General features: G+C 64.1%; 15 protein-coding genes. 12 read left to right on the top strand and 3 right to left on the bottom strand.

Translation table 11 applies throughout. The features are described from left to right. Window positions 1-6 precede the first annotated feature (6 nt). The 6 genes from ccsB (at window position 7) to msrQ (ending at window position 4,952) form a co-directional block, all read left to right on the top strand. A complete protein-coding gene (gene ccsB, locus BEK68_RS13585; RefSeq protein ID WP_004634525.1) occupies window positions 7-1,194 on the top strand; it encodes a c-type cytochrome biogenesis protein CcsB in 1,188 nt (395 codons plus the stop codon). A 106-nt stretch (window positions 1,195-1,300) separates the two neighbouring features. Next, window positions 1,301-1,729, top strand: a complete 429-nt coding sequence (locus BEK68_RS13580) for a COG4315 family predicted lipoprotein (protein WP_004634529.1) — start codon at window positions 1,301-1,303, stop codon at window positions 1,727-1,729. Window positions 1,730-1,754: 25 nt separating this feature from the next. Then, window positions 1,755-2,327 carry an RNA polymerase sigma factor gene (locus tag BEK68_RS13575; RefSeq protein ID WP_012436576.1) on the top strand — a complete coding sequence of 191 codons (573 nt, stop codon included), beginning with the start codon at window positions 1,755-1,757 and terminating at the stop codon, window positions 2,325-2,327. An 8-nt stretch (window positions 2,328-2,335) separates the two neighbouring features. Next, complete coding sequence (locus tag BEK68_RS13570; RefSeq protein ID WP_004634532.1) at window positions 2,336-3,196, top strand: anti-sigma factor family protein; 861 nt, start codon at window positions 2,336-2,338, stop codon at window positions 3,194-3,196. Between the two features lie 96 nt (window positions 3,197-3,292). Further along, window positions 3,293-4,288, top strand: a complete 996-nt coding sequence (gene msrP, locus BEK68_RS13565) for a protein-methionine-sulfoxide reductase catalytic subunit MsrP (protein ID WP_004634534.1) — start codon at window positions 3,293-3,295, stop codon at window positions 4,286-4,288. Window positions 4,289-4,295: 7 nt separating this feature from the next. Then, window positions 4,296-4,952: a protein-methionine-sulfoxide reductase heme-binding subunit MsrQ gene (msrQ, locus tag BEK68_RS13560; protein ID WP_012436575.1), complete on the top strand. Its 657-nt coding sequence runs from the start codon at window positions 4,296-4,298 to the stop codon at window positions 4,950-4,952. Between the two features lie 61 nt (window positions 4,953-5,013). Here msrQ and lysA read toward each other — a convergent pair whose 3' ends face one another. Next, on the bottom strand, window positions 5,014-6,273 hold the full coding sequence (gene lysA, locus BEK68_RS13555; RefSeq protein ID WP_024542183.1) for a diaminopimelate decarboxylase: 1,260 nt from the start codon (window positions 6,271-6,273) through the stop codon (window positions 5,014-5,016). Between the two features lie 63 nt (window positions 6,274-6,336). After that, a complete protein-coding gene (lptM, locus tag BEK68_RS13550; RefSeq protein WP_004634541.1) occupies window positions 6,337-6,570 on the bottom strand; it encodes an LPS translocon maturation chaperone LptM in 234 nt (77 codons plus the stop codon). Window positions 6,571-6,707: 137 nt separating this feature from the next. On the opposite strand from lptM, the gene cyaY reads away from it, so the two are divergent. Then, on the top strand, window positions 6,708-7,052 hold the full coding sequence (gene cyaY, locus BEK68_RS13545; protein WP_012436573.1) for an iron donor protein CyaY: 345 nt from the start codon (window positions 6,708-6,710) through the stop codon (window positions 7,050-7,052). 70 nt (window positions 7,053-7,122) lie between these two features. Here cyaY and BEK68_RS13540 read toward each other — a convergent pair whose 3' ends face one another. Further along, window positions 7,123-9,537, bottom strand: a complete 2,415-nt coding sequence (locus tag BEK68_RS13540; RefSeq protein ID WP_024542182.1) for a penicillin-binding protein 1A — start codon at window positions 9,535-9,537, stop codon at window positions 7,123-7,125. A gap of 452 nt (window positions 9,538-9,989) precedes the next feature. Here BEK68_RS13540 and pilM point away from each other — a divergent pair, with 452 nt between their 5' ends. Genes pilM through pilQ form a run of 5 tightly spaced genes read left to right on the top strand, consistent with a single transcriptional unit; the run spans window position 9,990 to window position 15,069 of the window. Beyond that, the gene (gene pilM / locus BEK68_RS13535) at window positions 9,990-11,060 is read left to right on the top strand and encodes a type IV pilus biogenesis protein PilM (protein ID WP_024542181.1); all 1,071 of its coding nucleotides are present in this window, start codon (window positions 9,990-9,992) and stop codon (window positions 11,058-11,060) included. A 10-nt stretch (window positions 11,061-11,070) separates the two neighbouring features. Beyond that, window positions 11,071-11,703, top strand: coding sequence for a PilN domain-containing protein (locus BEK68_RS13530; RefSeq protein WP_004634550.1), 633 nt, complete (start codon window positions 11,071-11,073; stop codon window positions 11,701-11,703). A gap of 2 nt (window positions 11,704-11,705) precedes the next feature. Beyond that, window positions 11,706-12,365 (top strand): type 4a pilus biogenesis protein PilO, encoded by a 660-nt coding sequence (locus BEK68_RS13525; RefSeq protein WP_012436571.1) that lies wholly within the window; start codon window positions 11,706-11,708, stop codon window positions 12,363-12,365. Next, window positions 12,362-12,907 carry a pilus assembly protein PilP gene (locus tag BEK68_RS13520; protein WP_012436570.1) on the top strand — a complete coding sequence of 182 codons (546 nt, stop codon included), beginning with the start codon at window positions 12,362-12,364 and terminating at the stop codon, window positions 12,905-12,907. Before BEK68_RS13525 ends, BEK68_RS13520 begins: the two co-directional genes overlap by 4 nt. 2 nt (window positions 12,908-12,909) lie before the next feature. Beyond that, on the top strand, window positions 12,910-15,069 hold the full coding sequence (gene pilQ, locus BEK68_RS13515; protein WP_280818566.1) for a temperature dependent type IV pilus secretin PilQ: 2,160 nt from the start codon (window positions 12,910-12,912) through the stop codon (window positions 15,067-15,069). Window positions 15,070-15,195: the final 126 nt, after the last annotated feature.

Genomic DNA, 15,195 nt, shown 5'->3' with positions numbered 1-15,195 from the left:
CAGGTGATGGAAGCGACCAATCCCCAAACGACCGTGGCGAGCGCTGATCTGGGTGCGCTGAAGCGTCCGTCGTATTTCCGCCGCCTGGGCTGGTTTGACTGGCTGTTTGCTGCAATGCTGGCCGCCGGCGCCGGTTACGCCTTCTCGCGCTACGGCGCCTACATGGACGGCTACGAGCGCGGCATTCTCGTTGCCGCCGTGCCCGCCTTCGCATGGCTTGGCTGGACTTGGAAGCCGGTGCGCGTACTGATGATCGGCATCGCCGTGTTGTCGCTGTTCGGTATCTCACAGTACGCCGGTGCCAACGGCCCGGATCTCGCCCGCGCTGAGCATGCCTTCTTCCTCAAGTATTTCCTTGCCAGCCAGTCGGCCATCCTCTGGATGAGCGCGCTGATCTTCCTGTCCACGCTGTTTTTCTGGACCGGGCTGGCGCTGCGCTGGGAAGCGGGCGGGGCCATCGGCAGCAAGCTGTGCTGGGCAGCGGTGGTGCTGGGCCTGACCGGCATGTTGGTGCGATGGTACGAGTCGTACCTGGTCGGCGCAGACATTGGTCACATCCCCATCTCGAATCTGTACGAGGTGTTCATCCTCTTTACGTTGATCACCTCGCTCTTCTATCTGTACTACGAGCAGCGTTACAAGACGCGCGCGCTGGGCCCCTTCGTGATGCTGGTGGTGTCGGCGGCGGTGGGCTTTCTGCTGTGGTACACGGTGTCGCGCGGCGCGCAGGAGATCCAGCCGCTGGTGCCGGCATTGCAGAGCTGGTGGATGAAGATCCACGTACCGGCCAATTTCATCGGCTACGGCACGTTCGCCCTGTCGGCCATGGTCGGTGCGGCTTATCTGCTGAAGGAGCGGGGCGTGCTGGCCGATCGCCTCCCGTCGCTCGAAGTGCTGGACGACGTGATGTACAAGGCCATCACCGTCGGCTTTGCATTCTTCACCATCGCCACGATTCTCGGGGCGCTGTGGGCGGCTGACGCATGGGGCGGCTACTGGAGCTGGGATCCGAAGGAAACCTGGGCGCTGATCGTTTGGCTGAACTACGCCGCGTGGCTGCACATGCGCCTGATGAAGGGGCTGCGTGGCCGCATGGCGGCCTGGTGGGCCCTGATTGGCCTCTTGGTGACGACGTTCGCCTTCCTTGGCGTGAACATGTTCCTCTCGGGCCTGCACAGTTACGGCGAGCTGTAAGCCGTCAGTCACAAAAAACTCAGCGGACTGGAATAAAGACGCGCCTAGCGTGTTTACTGCTCAGTGAGGGCGCGATCGGCGCGCCTCTCCATCCAAGGAGAACAAGATGAGCCAGTCCGCAGCTTCCCAGAAATGGTTCAATCCGCGCACCGCGCTGGCCAGCGCCGCGCTGCTCGCCGCATTCGGTGTGGCCGGCTGCAGCGGCATGGGCATGGGAGCCTCGTCCACGCCGTCGGCCGTCAAGGTGACCAACGGCACGCTGACGGATCAACACGGCATGGCGCTCTACATGTTTGACCGTGACGCCACGGCCGGCAAGAGCGCCTGCAACGGCAAGTGCGCCGAGAACTGGCCGCCGCTGGCCGCCAATGACGCCGACAAGCCGTCTGGCGACTACACGATCATCACGCGCGACGATGGCAAGAAGCAGTGGGCCTATCGTGGCAAGCCGCTCTACCTCTGGACCAAGGACAAGATGCCGGGCGACCAGACTGGCGACGGCTTCATGAACGTTTGGCACGTCGCCAAGCCGTAAGCACGCCGCCCTCGCTCGCGCCCCTATGTCCGATCTGGCCAGCCGGCTGATTGCGCTCACGCCACGCCTGCGCCGGCACGCGCGCGGGCTCGTGCGTGACGCCAGCCGCGCCGACGACCTCGTCCAGGACACGCTGGAACGTGCCTGGCGTTATCGCTGGCGCTTCCAGTTGCGACCCAGGCTGGGCCCGCTCGGCCAGATCGGCGCGAAAGGCGAGGGCGACGGATTGTTTGCCTGGCTGCTCACCATCATGCATCGGCTCCACCTCAACGCCGTGCGCAGGCCCGACCGAATCGAGCTGAGCGATGCGCCCCCCGAGATTCCCGTCGATGACGACCCCGGTTTGCGCCGCGATCTGCTGCGCGCGCTGGCGACGCTGCCAGAAGATCAGCGCGCGGTATTGCTACTCGTCGGCCTGGAGCAGTTCGCCTACAAGGAAGCCGCCGATGTGCTGGGCGTGCCGATCGGCACGGTGATGTCGCGGCTGTCGCGGGCGCGTGAGCGGATGCGCGCGGCGCTCGACGGGGCGCCAGCCGCATCGGCTGCATTTGCGGCATCCGGCGATGGCGGCAGCGCAACGCTGCACCGCGTGAAGTGAGGCTCGCCATGTCCTCCAATTCCATTCATATCGACGAACTCCATGCGTATGCCGACGGCCGCTTGCCCGCGGCGCGCCGTGCTGCCGTGGAGGCCTATCTTGCCGCGCACCCCGGCGCCGCGGCTGAAGTTGCGGCTTGGCGCGAGACGGATGCGCAATTGCACCGCGCGCTCGATCCGCTGCTGAACGAACCGGTGCCGCAGCGTCGCATTCCGGCAGCGATCCTTGCGGTAGCACGTCGCCCCACGGCCAGCGGCTTTGGCGCCATGCGCGGATGGAGCGTGGTGGCGCTGAGTGTGGCGTGCCTAGCCGTCGGGTCCGGGGCCGGCTGGCTGAGTCGAGGTGCCGTTGAGCGCACCATGCCCATGCAACGGTTCGCCAACGATGCACTCGTATCGCACGTCGTCTTTTCTCCGGAGTCGAAACACATCGTGGAAGTGCCGGCCGACGAGGAGGCGCATCTGGTCACATGGTTGTCGCGTCGGCTCGACGCACAGCTGCACGTGCCTGATCTGACATCGCTGGGCTACCGGCTCATCGGCGGGCGCCAGACGGTGGTGGCAGATGCGCCGACGGCCATGCTGATGTACGAGGGCCCCGGGGGCACGCGTATCTCCGTACAGTTGCGGCGCATGCCAAACAACCGCGATACCGGCTTCCGGCTGGAGACGCTCGCGCCCGACAACCGTGTGCTGCAAGCGATTCATCCGGCGGTCGATCATCCGCCGCCGATGGCGTTCTACTGGGCGGATCACGGCCTCGGGTTTGCGGTCGCCGGCCCGCTGGGGCGGACGCAGTTACTGGAAGTGGCGCAAGCCGTCTATCGGCAGTACAGCGAATTCACCGGGCCAGCGCCCCGCAAGGAATAGCGCCACATCATTTTTTGCCGCGCGCTGTCAGGTCGACAGCGCGAGCACGACCAACGCACATGGGACAGCGTTCCCGCACAACGAGGACCACGAATCATGCTGATCAAGACCGACCGCTGGCTGCATGGCGATGACATTCCCGCCAGCGAGATCACACCGCAGCACATCTTCGAGCAGCGCCGTCGCATCTTGGCCGCTGCCGCCATGGGCGCCGCCGGCGCAACGCTGGCACCATGGGCGGCGCGCGAGGCCTTCGCTGCCAACCCGCCGCTGGCCAAATTGGCAGGCAAGCCCAATCCGGCGTACACAACCGTGGAGAAGGCCACCCCGTACGACCAAGTCACCACGTACAACAACTTCTACGAATTCGGCACCGACAAGGCCGACCCGGCGCGCTATGCCGGCACGCTGCGCCCGCACCCGTGGCAAGTCAGCGTGGAAGGTTTGGTGAAAACGCCCAAAACCTACGACCTGGACGACCTGATGAAGCTCGCGCCGATGGAAGAGCGCGTCTATCGCCTGCGTTGCGTCGAGGGCTGGTCGATGGTGATTCCGTGGGTGGGCTTCCCGTTGGCCGAGTTGATCAAGCGGGTGGAGCCCCAGGGCGGCGCCAAGTACATCCAGTTCATCTCGCTGGCCGACAAGCGCCAGATGCCCGGCATCAGCAGCCCCGTGCTGGAGTGGCCGTACAGCGAAGGCCTGCGTCTGGACGAGGCGATGCACCCGTTGGCGCTGCTCACCTTCGGCCTCTACGGCCAGGTGCTGCCAAACCAGAACGGTGCGCCCGTGCGGGTGATCGTGCCGTGGAAGTACGGCTTCAAGAGCGCAAAGTCCATCGTCAAGATCCGCTTTGTCGAGAAGCAGCCGCCGACGAGCTGGAACATTGCCGCGGCCAATGAATACGGCTTCTATTCCAACGTGAACCCGACCGTGGACCATCCGCGCTGGAGCCAGGCCACCGAACGCCGCATCGGCGAGGACAAAGGCGGTTTCGGCGGCCTGTTCGCGCCCAAGCGCAAGACGCTGATGTTCAACGGTTACGACCAGGTGGCCCCGCTGTATGCCGGCATGGACCTGCGCAAAAATTTCTGAGGCCGACATGACACTGCTGCCGCCGATGTTGCCGCCCAAGCCATTGCGTGTGGTGAAGGCGATCGTATGGATCGTGGCGCTGCTGCCCTTCCTGCGCATCGTCTTCCTGGGCGCGACAGACCAGTTCGGGGCCAATCCTCTGGAGTTCGTCACGCGCTCGACCGGTACGTGGACGCTGGTGCTGCTCTGCTGCACGCTAGCCATCACGCCGCTGCGCCGCATCACGGGCATGAACTGGTTGATCCGGCTTCGCCGCATGCTCGGGCTGTACACGTTCTTCTACGGCGCGATCCACTTCCTGATCTGGTTACTGGTGGACCGCGGGCTCGATCCGGCGTCGATGCTCAAGGACATCGTCAAGCGGCCCTTCATCACCGTTGGCTTTGCGGCGTTCGTGCTGATGATTCCGCTGGCCGCCACGTCGACCAACGCGATGGTGCGCCGCCTGGGTGGCAAGCGCTGGCAGTGGCTGCACCGGCTTGTCTACGTGACGGGCGTGCTGGGCATCCTGCATTACTGGTGGCACAAGGCCGGCAAGCATGACTTTGCCGAGGTGTCGATCTACGCCGCAGTGATGGCGGTGCTGCTGGGCCTGCGGGTGTGGTGGGCATGGCGCTCGCAGCGCAGTGCGATGACCGGGGCCGTGATGCCAGCCCGCGATTGATGCCGATCGCGCCCAAAAAAAGCCGACGTTGGCGCGTCGGCTTTTTCTTTGCGATGCGGGCTTACGCCGGGAACAGATGCTCGCCGCGGATCAGGTCTTCAAAGCACTCGCGCTCGCGCGCCAGATGGATTTTGTCGCCATCGACGATGACCTCGGCCGCGCGATTGCGCGTGTTGTAGTTTGAGCTCATCGTGAAGCCGTACGCGCCGGCTGACAGGATCGCGAGCACGTCGCCCGGCTGCACCGCCAGCGAACGGTCGCGGCCCAGCCAGTCGCCGGATTCGCACACCGGGCCCACCACGTCGTAGACGACCGGCGCGCTTTGGCTTTCACGCACCGGCACGATGTGGTGATACGCCTCGTACATCGCCGGGCGGGCCAGGTCATTCATGGCCGCATCGACGATGCAGAAGTTCTTGCTGGCGCCAGGCTTGAGGTACTCGACGCGCGTGAGCAGCAGGCCGGCGTTGCCCACCAGCGACCGGCCCGGCTCGAACAGCACGGTGCGATCGCCAAAACCGCGCTGCTCGACGCGGTCCAGGAGTGTGCGCGCGAAGGCGGTGATGTCCGGCGGCGTCTCGTCCGTGTAGGTGATACCAAGACCGCCGCCCACATCGATGTGCGACAGGTGAATGCCCTCGGCGTCCAGCTGCGTCACTACATCGAGCACCTTGTCCAGCGCATCCAGATACGGCGACACCTCGGTGATCTGCGAGCCGATATGGCAGTCGATGCCGACCACGTGCAGGTTCGGCATCGCGGCGGCCGCGCGGTAGGTCGGCAGCACTTCGTCAAACGCCACGCCAAACTTGTTGCCCTTCAGACCCGTCGAGATGTACGGGTGCGTCTTGGCATCGACGTCCGGGTTGATGCGCAGCGACACGGGCGCGACCTTGCCCATCGAGGCCGCCACATCGTTCAGGCGGTGCAGTTCGGGAATCGACTCCACGTTGAAGCACGCCACGCCGACTTCCAGCGCGAAGCGCATTTCGTCCGCGCTTTTGCCAACGCCCGAGAACACCACCTTCGAGGCCGGCGCACCGGCGCGCAGCACGCGCTTGAGTTCGCCGGCGGACACGATGTCAAAGCCCGCGCCAAGCTGTGCGAACACCTGCAGCACGGCCAGGTTCGAGTTGGCTTTCATGGCGTACTGCACATGCGCGTTGCGGCCCTCGCAGGCGGCGGCGTAGGCGCGATAGTTGGCCGTGAGCGCGGCGCGCGAGTACACATAGGTGGGCGTGCCGAACTGCGCAGCAATCGCGTCGAGCGCGACGCCTTCGATCATCAGCGCGCCTTCCTGGCGGATCAGGGACTCGGACATGAGTGGGAACATTCTGGGCGTCGCACCGGATAAGGGCGTCGCCGGTTGAGCAAAAAGACGGGATTAGCGGTTCGCGGGCACCGCGCTGGCCGCATCTGCGGCTGCGGGTTTGGCGCCCGGAACCGGGGGCTGCGGCACGGCGTTCGGGCCGGCGATGCCGGGGTCAGTGGTTTGCGGCGCGGTTGGCGCCGGCGGCACCTTGGGCATGTACAGCGGCCCGCGAATCCCGCAGCCGGATAGGCCTGCGACCGTCAGGGTCAGGCCGACAGTGGCTACAATGGCGGCGGTTCGTATCATCGGATGATGGTGCAGAAAGGATGCCCCAGGGTGTGACCCTTGCGGCGATCGGAGTCATATGGGACGAGGCGCCTGCTGGTCAGGACGGGCCGCAAATGGCCGCCACGCAACGTCCGCGCAAGATTTTGGAGTGTAGCATGCCCCCCCTGAGCGAATCGGAGTTCCTGGCGCTGGCCGAAGCGGAACTCACCCGCATCGAAAACATCGTCGAAACGGCTGCCGACGAGGCCGATGCCGACATCGAGGTCAATCGCACCGGTAACGTGCTGACGCTGGAATTCGACGATGGCTCCAAGATCATCATCAACAGCCAGGCGCCGATGCAGGAACTGTGGGTGGCAGCGCGTGCCGGCGGTTTCCATTTCCGCCGGGGCGACGACGGCCGCTGGGTCGACACGCGCAGCAAGGAAGAGCTCTATGTGGCGCTCTCGCGCTATATCAGCCAGCAAAGCGATGTGGATGTGACATTGGCCGCCGGCTGAGCGTAACCGTCTCGTCGCATGACAAAAAGAAAAGCCGCCTCGAAGGGCGGCTTTTTCGTGGGCGCGACGTTCAGTTGCCGCGGAACATGTCGAGAATCTTCTGCTTCTCCTGCTCCTGCGTCGGCGCCAGGTTGATGCCCGGCTGTTGCGATTGATCGCCGGCCGGTGCGGAGCCTCCCGGCATCGCATCGCCCAGGCCAACCGAGGCCACGCCCTGGCCGTTGGCGTATTCCTCGTAAGCCCAGTCGCCGGCCATCTGCACGACGCCTTCGGGCGGCTGGCGCTCGGTCTGGGGTTCGCCCTTGAGCGCGTAGCTCATGTAGTTGATCCAGATCGGCAGGGCCAGGCCGCCACCGGTTTCGCGATCCCCCAGGCTGCGCGGGTTGTCGTAGCCCATCCAGGCCACGCCGACCAGCTTGGGCGTGTAGCCGCAAAACCAGGCGTCGAACGAGTCGTTGGTGGTGCCGGTCTTGCCAGCCATGTCGTTGCGGCCCAGCTTGACCTTGGCCTGGTAGCCCGTGCCGTTCGACACCACGCTGCGCAGCAGTGAATCCATGATGAAATCGTTGCGCGGATCGATCACGCGCACGGCGTCCTTGCCGGCGGTCATCGGATGGCTTTGCTGCACGACCGTGCCGCGCGCATCCACCACGCGATCGATGATGTACGGGTTCACGCGGTAGCCGCCGTTGGCGAACACCGAGTAGCCGCTCGCCATCTGCAGCATCGTCACCGAGCCTGCGCCCAGCGCCATCGGCAGATAGGCCGGGTGCCGATCGGCGTCGAAGCCGAAGCGGGTGATGTACTGCTGCGCGTACTGCGTACCAATCGCGCGCAGGATCCGCACCGACACCAGGTTCTTCGACTTTTGCAGCGCGCGGCGCATCGTCATCGGGCCGTCATAGCCGCCGCCGTAGTTCTTCGGCTCCCACACCTGCCCGCCGGTATCGCCGGTCGGGATCGAGAGCGGCGCGTCGTTGATGACCGTAGACGGCGAGAAACCCTTGTCCACCGCCGCCGAGTAGATGAACGGCTTGAAGCTCGAACCCGGCTGGCGCCACGCCTGCGTGACGTGGTTGAACTTGCTGCGATTGAAATCAAAGCCGCCAACCATGGAGTAGATCGCGCCCGTCTGCGGGTCCAGCGAGATGAAGCCCGACGCCACTTCCGGCAACTGCGTGATGGACCACTTCTGCGTCTTCGTGTCCTCGATCACGCGGATCACCGCACCTGGGCGCAGCTTGATCTTGGGCTGTGCATTGTTCGACAGGGCCGCCTGTGCAAAGCGCAGGCCGTCGCCGGCCAGGTCGATCGTCTCACCGGTCAGCATCGTCGCGCGCACCAGCTTGGGTGACACGCTCACCACCACGGCCGATTGCAGATCGTCGCTGTTCGGGTGCTCGAGCAAGGCGTCGTCGATGGCCTGTTCGCGCTCTTCCGCATCGGAGGGCAGGTCGATGAACGCTTCAGGGCCGCGATAACCGTGACGGCGCTCGTAATCGAGAATGCCGCGACGCACGGATTGATACGCAACGTCCTGATCGGCCTTGCGCAGCGTCGTGTAGACGTTCAGGCCGCGCGTATAGGTTTCCTCGCGGTATTGCGCATACATGAGTTGGCGCACCATTTCGGCGACGTATTCGGCGTGCACGTCGAATTCATGGCCTTCGCCGCGCACCGGCAGTTGCTCGTTGACGGCCTGGGTGTACTGTTCCGGGGTGATGTAGTGCAGGTCACGCATGCGTTGCAGGATGTACTCCTGACGCACCTTGGCGCGCTTCGGGTTCACCACGGGGTTGTACGCCGATGGCGCCTTGGGCAGGCCCGCCAGCATGGCTGCTTCGGCCAGGGTGATGTCCTTGATGTTCTTGCCGAAGTAGATCTGCTCGGCGCTGGCAAAGCCGTATGCACGCTGGCCCAGGTAGATCTGGTTCATGTACAGCTCAAGGATCTGATCCTTTGTGAGGCTCGCCTCGATCTTGTACGAAAGCAGTATCTCGTAGATCTTGCGCGTGTATGTCTTCTCGCTCGACAGGAAGAAGTTGCGTGCCACCTGCATCGTGATGGTCGACGCGCCTTGCGACAGGCCGCCGTGCAGATTCGCCAGCCCCGCGCGCAGCACGCCGATGAAGTCGACGCCGCCGTGCTCGTAGAAACGGTCATCCTCGATGGCCAGCACCGCGCGCTTCATCACGTCGGGCATCTGCGCGATCGGCACGAAGCTGCGGCGCTCTTCACCGAATTCGCCGATGAGGACGTTGTCGGCGGTGTACACGCGCAGCGGAATCTTCGGGCGGTAATCGGTGATGGCGTCGAGCGACGGCAGGTTGGGCGCGGCGACGAGCAGGGCATAGCCCAGCAGCAGCGCCCCGACGACCCCCATGGCAACGAACAGGCCGAGCATCCAGAGAAGCAGTCGCGCCCACAGCGGGCGGCGGGCTTTGGGCGGCTTGGGCGAAGCTGGGGTGGTTTGGGCAGTAGCCATTACGGGTGGGCACCGGGGGTGTCAGTCAGCGTGGCGGCGATTATATCGTTGGGGCTTCCGCAGTCCGGCCGCATCGGACGTAACAGCACGTAACGAGTGTCACGTCTGCTAACCAGACTGCACTTGTGCGCTGCGTCATGCTCGGTTGGCGCGCTGATTGTGCATCCGGAGTCCCGCGATTCAAGGCGGCTACGAATCCGCCGTTAGAAGTAGGCGGAGCGGAAATCAAGTCAGACGAAAGGGGTATCCCCCGACCGTGGGGTTTTGACAACGCTTTCGGAAGGGCATGGCGCGAAATGCGTCGCGGTCTGCTGGAGCGTTTGCCTGTTCTAAAGGATTTTGTGAGAATCCAGCAGCAAATCTAAGCAGGCTATGGCGCACGTTGGATTTGCGACGGGCGCCAGGGTTCAAAAAACTATAAACGGTGGGGTGTCTCTGTGCGACGGGGTTTGTTGTCCGGCCTGCTGCGCCGCAATATCGTCGGGATAGATATCGGGTCTTCCAGCGTCAAGGTGGTGGAGTTGTCCGCCAACGGCAAGCAGGGGGATTTCCGTCTCGAAAAGTGCGCCAGCGAGCTGATTGAACGCAGTGCCGTCGCTGACGGCAATCTGGTGAATATCGATGCGGTGGGCAATGCGCTCAAGCGCGCCATCGCCAAGGCTGGCATTCGCGGTAAGGAAGCCGTGCTTGCCATTCCTGCAAGCCTGACGGAATCGCAAACCGTCAGCCTGCCCGACAACCTGACCGAAGACGAGCTCTTCGTGCAGGTCGAGAGCGAAGCCAACCGGCTGTTTCCGCCCTCGCAGAACGTCAATTTCGACTATGTCGTGATCGGCCCGTCCGAAACCGAAGGCGGGATCGGCGTGCGCGTGACGGCAACGGTTTCCGAGCGCGTGACCGAGCGCGTGACCGCCGCCGAGATGGCCGGTCTGAAAGCGATCGTCATGGACGTGGAAGAGAACGCCATCCAGCGGGCCATGACGCACATGCTGGCGGTCAAGCCGGACGCCAGCGAAATTGAAACGCGCGACATGCCCGTCGTGGCGATGTTCCACTTGGGTGGTGCGCGCTCGCACGCACTGTTCTACCAAGGCTGGAAGGAGCTGTACGAGCAGCCGATGTCCGGCTCGGGCGACCAGCTCACGCAAAGCATCTCGCGCCTGTTTTCCCTCGACCTGCTCAAGGCCGAGGTAAAGAAGCGCAAGAACACGCTGCCCGACGAATACCGCAGCCAGCTGCTCAAGCCTTCGCTCGAGACGCTGGCCATGGAGGTCGGCCAGGCGATTCAGAATTTCCTGTCGACGTCGAGCGTCGGCCGCGTGGACGAGATCGTGCTCTCGGGCGGTCACGCATCGTTGCTGGGCGTGCAGACCGCCATCCAGCAGCAGACGCAGATCAATACGACGCTGGCCAACCCGTTCGCCAACATGGGCGCGGCCAAGAACGTCAACGCGCGCTATCTGCAGCGCGATCTGCCGGCCTACATCGTCAGCGCGGGCCTTGCCCTGCGCGGGCTGCAATAAGGAGCTGACGATGGCCAATGAAAGCGCGAATGCCGTGAATGCGCTCCCGAACGTCAACCTGCTGCCGTATCACGCAGAGCGACGCGCCGGCAAGCGCAAGAAAGTCTTCATGAGCCTGGGCGGCGCGGCCGTTGCGGGCGCGGTGGTGGTGTTCCTGGGCGGCATGGTGATCGATCACCAGACCGAAGAGGCGCAACGCATCAACGACATCCTCACGCAGAAGAACGCGGAGATGGACAAGCAGATCACCGAGGTCAACACCCTCAAGAAGGACATCGACGACCTGCTGCAGCGTCAGCAAGCGGTGGAAAGCCTGCAGAACCAGCGCAACCGCCCGGTGCAGTTGCTCGAAGAACTGGTGCGCCAGGTGCCGGACGGCATCTATCTCACCTCGCTCAAACAGGATGGCGACCGTTACACCGTCTCGGGGGTGGCGCAGTCCAACGAGCGCGTGTCGGACCTGCTGCGCAACCTGGGTGCGGTGCCCTGGCTCGATCATGCCGAGCTGGGTGAATCGGTGGCCACCACCATGACGAACAACCTGAAGGAACAGCGCCGCCTGTTCAACTTCACGATCCGCTTCCAATGGAAGGCCGAGCCGGCAGCGCCGGCCAAGCCGGGTGCGGCCACGGCGGGGAAATAACCATGGCGCTCTCGACCGAAATTTCGCTGGAAGACCTGGTCAGCCAGTTCCGTGGCCTGAACCTGAATGAGCCGGAAACGTGGCCGATCGCGCCGCGCATCCTGTTCATGATTCTCTCCGCCGTGCTGGTGATCGGCCTGGGTTGGCAGTTCTACTGGAGCGGCAAGTTTGACGAGCGCGACGCCAAGCGCACCGAGCAGGGCAACCTCAAGTCGGCATACCAGAGCAAGCTTGCGCAGGTCGTGAACCTCGAAGCGCTGCGCAAGCAGAAGGCTGAGGTGGAGCAGCGTGTCGCCAAGCTTGAACTGCAACTGCCCAACAAGACCGAGATGGATGCGCTGCTGGCCGACGTCAACCATGCCGGTATTGCGCGTGGCCTGACCTTCGACCTGTTCCGTCCGTCCGGCGCGGTGATCAAGCCTTACTACGCCGAGATCCCGGTGGCGGTGAAGGTGAATGGCCGCTATCACGACATGGCGCTGTTCGCTGCCGACGTGGCGGCGCTCTCACGCATCGTCACGCTGCAGAACATTTCGCTGACGGGCACCAAGGATGGCGGCATGGTGATGGAAACGCGTGCTGAAGCCTATCGGGCGCTCGACGCCGAGGAGCAGGCCGCGCAGCGCAAGGCGAACGCCGCCGCCAAGGGAGGCGCCAAATGAGGGGCCGCACCATGAGCCGTCGCCGCATGTCGCATCTTCTGCGTCTGTCGCCGCTGTGCCTGGCCGTCGTGCTGACGGCCTGCGGCGCGAGCGAAGACGATGAATTGCAGCAATGGATGCAGCAAGCGCGCCAGAGCGTCAGTACGACCGTGCCGCCGCTGCCCGAGCCCAAGCCTTATGCGCCGCGCGAGTACACGACCACCAAGCAGACTGATCCGTTCAGTGTGCAGAAGGTGGCAGAACTTTCGCGCGCGCAGAACGAATCGCCGGAACCGAATCGCCGTCGCGAGCCGCTGGAAGACTATCCGCTGGAAGCCTTCAAGCTGGTCGGGACGATGAAGCGCAATGGCGAGACGGAAGCCGTCGTGTCTGTCGGGGACAAGACGCAGCATGTGCATGTGGGGCAGTACATCGGACAAAACTATGGTCGCATCGTCCGCATCGGAGACCAGGAACTCACCCTGCGTGAGCTGGTGCGCGAAGGCACGACCGAATGGAAAGAAAAAATGACGACCCTGAAAGTTCAGGAGAGCGCGCAATGACGATGCGTCTTGTGAAGGGCGGCCTGTCGCAGGCAACCCGAGTGGCCCGGGGGGGCGCGGTGGCATGGCTTTCGCTGTGCCTGTTCATGGTGGCCGGTCAGGCGGTCGCTCAGCAGGCAGCGCCTGCGGCGGCCGTCTCCGGCAACACGATTGAAAAGGTAGAGCAGGCCACGGCCGGTGAATCCACCGTGGTGACGGTCACGCTCAAGAGCGCGCCGACCCAGAAGCCGGTGGAGTTCAGCACGCAGCAGCCTGCGCGTATCGCCATCGACTTCTTCGGGGCGACCTTCGCGCAAGGCCGCGCCAATTACCAGTACGGCGGCAAGCTGCTGCGTTCGGCGAACGTCGTGCAGATCGGCGACCGTACCCGCGTCGTGCTCGATCTATCGCGCCAGACGCAGTACAAGTCGGAGGTGCGTGGCAACCAGTACGTACTGACGCTGGAAGCTGCGCCAGTGGCGGCGGCTGTCGCGGCGCCGACATTCTCGGCCCCGGCCCCCGTCGCGGGCGCCGAGCGCCCTGCGGTGCGCAATGTTGATTTCCGCCGCGGCGAGGATCTCGCCGGCCGCGTGGTGGTCGACCTGTCGACTGCCAACTCGGCGATCAACATCGCCCAGCAAGGCCAGAACCTCGTCGTGGACTTCGTCGGTGCGACGCTGCCACAGTCGCTGCGCCGTCGCTATGACGTGAGCGATTTCGGCACGCCGGTGCAGGCCATGCGTGCCACCGACAACGGCACAGGCGCACGCCTGATCATCGAGCCGCGCGGTAACTGGCAATACAGCTCGTACCAGACCGACACGCAGTTCGTGGTGGAGGTGCGTCCGACCAAGGAAGACCCGAACAAGCTGATTTCCGGCCCCGGCTACCGCGGTGAGCGCCTGTCGCTGAACTTCCAGAACATCGATGTGCGTTCTTTGCTGCAAGTCTTCGCCGACTTCACGAACCTCAACATCGTGACCAGCGATAGCGTGACGGGCACCCTTTCGCTGCGCCTGAAAGATGTGCCCTGGGATCAGGCACTGCAGATCGTGCTCGATTCGAAGGGGCTGGCATCGCGTCGCAACGGCAACGTCCTGTGGGTTGCCCCGCGCGGTGAGCTGGCCACGAAGGAAAAGGCCGAGCTTGAGTCGCAGCAGCAAGTGACCGAGCTGGAGCCACTGCGCAGCCAGGTGTTCCGCCTGAACTACCAAAGCGCTGGGGATGTGCGCAACATGCTGCTGGGTGCCGGCGCCGCGGGTGGGGCAGGCGGTGTCGCTGGCGGTGCCGCGACTTCCCGGATCCTGTCCAAGCGCGGCTCGCTCACGGCGGATACGCGTACGAATCAACTGTTCGTCTCCGACATCCCGAGCAAGCTTGAAGAGGTGCAGGCCTTCCTCTTGAAGATCGACATCCCGGTTCGCCAGGTGATGATCGAAGCGCGCATCGTCGAGGCGGACGACACGTTCAGCCGCAACTTGGGTGCGAAGCTGGGCTTCGCGTCGAAGACGAATGGCGCTGGTTACGGCAATACCTACACCAACGTGGTGTCGCCGATTACGCAGGGCGCCACGTGGGACAACAGCCCGGCGATCAGCTTCCCCGCCAACGGCATCAATGGTGTGAACGCGGCCAGCGTGGCCGTGAGCCTGTTCAACGCCGGTGCCGGCCGCTTCCTGGCGCTCGAGTTGTCTGCGCTGGAAGCTGATGGCCGCGGCAAGATCGTCTCCAGCCCGCGCGTGGTCACTGCCGACAACATCAAGGCGCTGATCGAGCAAGGTACTGAGATTCCGTACCAGCAGGCGACGTCTTCCGGTGCGACTTCGGTGTCGTTCAAGAAGGCCAACCTGAAGCTGGAAGTGACGCCGAAGATCACGCCGGACGGCAACATCTTCCTGGATGTCGACGTCAACAAGGACAGCGTGGGGATCCAGACCACCAACGGCTTCGCCATCGACACCAAGCACGTGCAGACGCAGGTGCTGGTCGAGAACGGCGGCACGGTCGTGATCGGCGGTATCTACACGCAGAACGAGCGGACCGACATCAACAAGGTGCCGCTGCTAGGCGACATTCCGGTGCTCGGCAATCTGTTCAAGAGCACGAGCAAGATCAACAACCGCACGGAGCTGCTGGTCTTCCTGACGCCGCGTGTGCTGTCCGATCAACTGTCGCTGAAGTAATCGGCGGCGGTATCGCGATTGGAAAGCCCGGCCTCCTGAATGGAGCGCCGGGCTTTTTTGTGTCCTGCTGCCCGGTTTGTGCAGGATGGTGACCAAATGCCACTACAATCAAGCTCAAATTCCTGA

It is taken from the genome of Ralstonia pickettii, from assembly GCF_001699815.1.
GTDB classification, from domain to species: domain Bacteria; phylum Pseudomonadota; class Gammaproteobacteria; order Burkholderiales; family Burkholderiaceae; genus Ralstonia; species Ralstonia thomasii.
This window is presented reverse-complemented; position numbering and strand designations above follow the sequence as displayed.

What these genes read in the sequence shown, in the direction of transcription:
- BEK68_RS13530 (WP_004634550.1), top strand. Translation starts at nt 11,071, where the DNA reads ATGGCCAATGAAAGCGCGAATGCCGTGAATGCGCTCCCGAACGTCAAC.
- lysA (WP_024542183.1), bottom strand. Translation starts at nt 6,273, where the DNA reads ATGTCCGAGTCCCTGATCCGCCAGGAAGGCGCGCTGATGATCGAAGGC.
- BEK68_RS13580 (WP_004634529.1), top strand. Translation starts at nt 1,301, where the DNA reads ATGAGCCAGTCCGCAGCTTCCCAGAAATGGTTCAATCCGCGCACCGCG.
- lptM (WP_004634541.1), bottom strand. Translation starts at nt 6,570, where the DNA reads ATGATACGAACCGCCGCCATTGTAGCCACTGTCGGCCTGACCCTGACG.
- BEK68_RS13540 (WP_024542182.1), bottom strand. Translation starts at nt 9,537, where the DNA reads ATGGCTACTGCCCAAACCACCCCAGCTTCGCCCAAGCCGCCCAAAGCC.
- BEK68_RS13570 (WP_004634532.1), top strand. Translation starts at nt 2,336, where the DNA reads ATGTCCTCCAATTCCATTCATATCGACGAACTCCATGCGTATGCCGAC.
- msrQ (WP_012436575.1), top strand. Translation starts at nt 4,296, where the DNA reads ATGACACTGCTGCCGCCGATGTTGCCGCCCAAGCCATTGCGTGTGGTG.
- ccsB (WP_004634525.1), top strand. Translation starts at nt 7, where the DNA reads ATGGAAGCGACCAATCCCCAAACGACCGTGGCGAGCGCTGATCTGGGT.
- BEK68_RS13525 (WP_012436571.1), top strand. Translation starts at nt 11,706, where the DNA reads ATGGCGCTCTCGACCGAAATTTCGCTGGAAGACCTGGTCAGCCAGTTC.
- BEK68_RS13520 (WP_012436570.1), top strand. Translation starts at nt 12,362, where the DNA reads ATGAGGGGCCGCACCATGAGCCGTCGCCGCATGTCGCATCTTCTGCGT.
- cyaY (WP_012436573.1), top strand. Translation starts at nt 6,708, where the DNA reads ATGCCCCCCCTGAGCGAATCGGAGTTCCTGGCGCTGGCCGAAGCGGAA.
- pilQ (WP_280818566.1), top strand. Translation starts at nt 12,910, where the DNA reads ATGCGTCTTGTGAAGGGCGGCCTGTCGCAGGCAACCCGAGTGGCCCGG.
- msrP (WP_004634534.1), top strand. Translation starts at nt 3,293, where the DNA reads ATGCTGATCAAGACCGACCGCTGGCTGCATGGCGATGACATTCCCGCC.
- BEK68_RS13575 (WP_012436576.1), top strand. Translation starts at nt 1,755, where the DNA reads ATGTCCGATCTGGCCAGCCGGCTGATTGCGCTCACGCCACGCCTGCGC.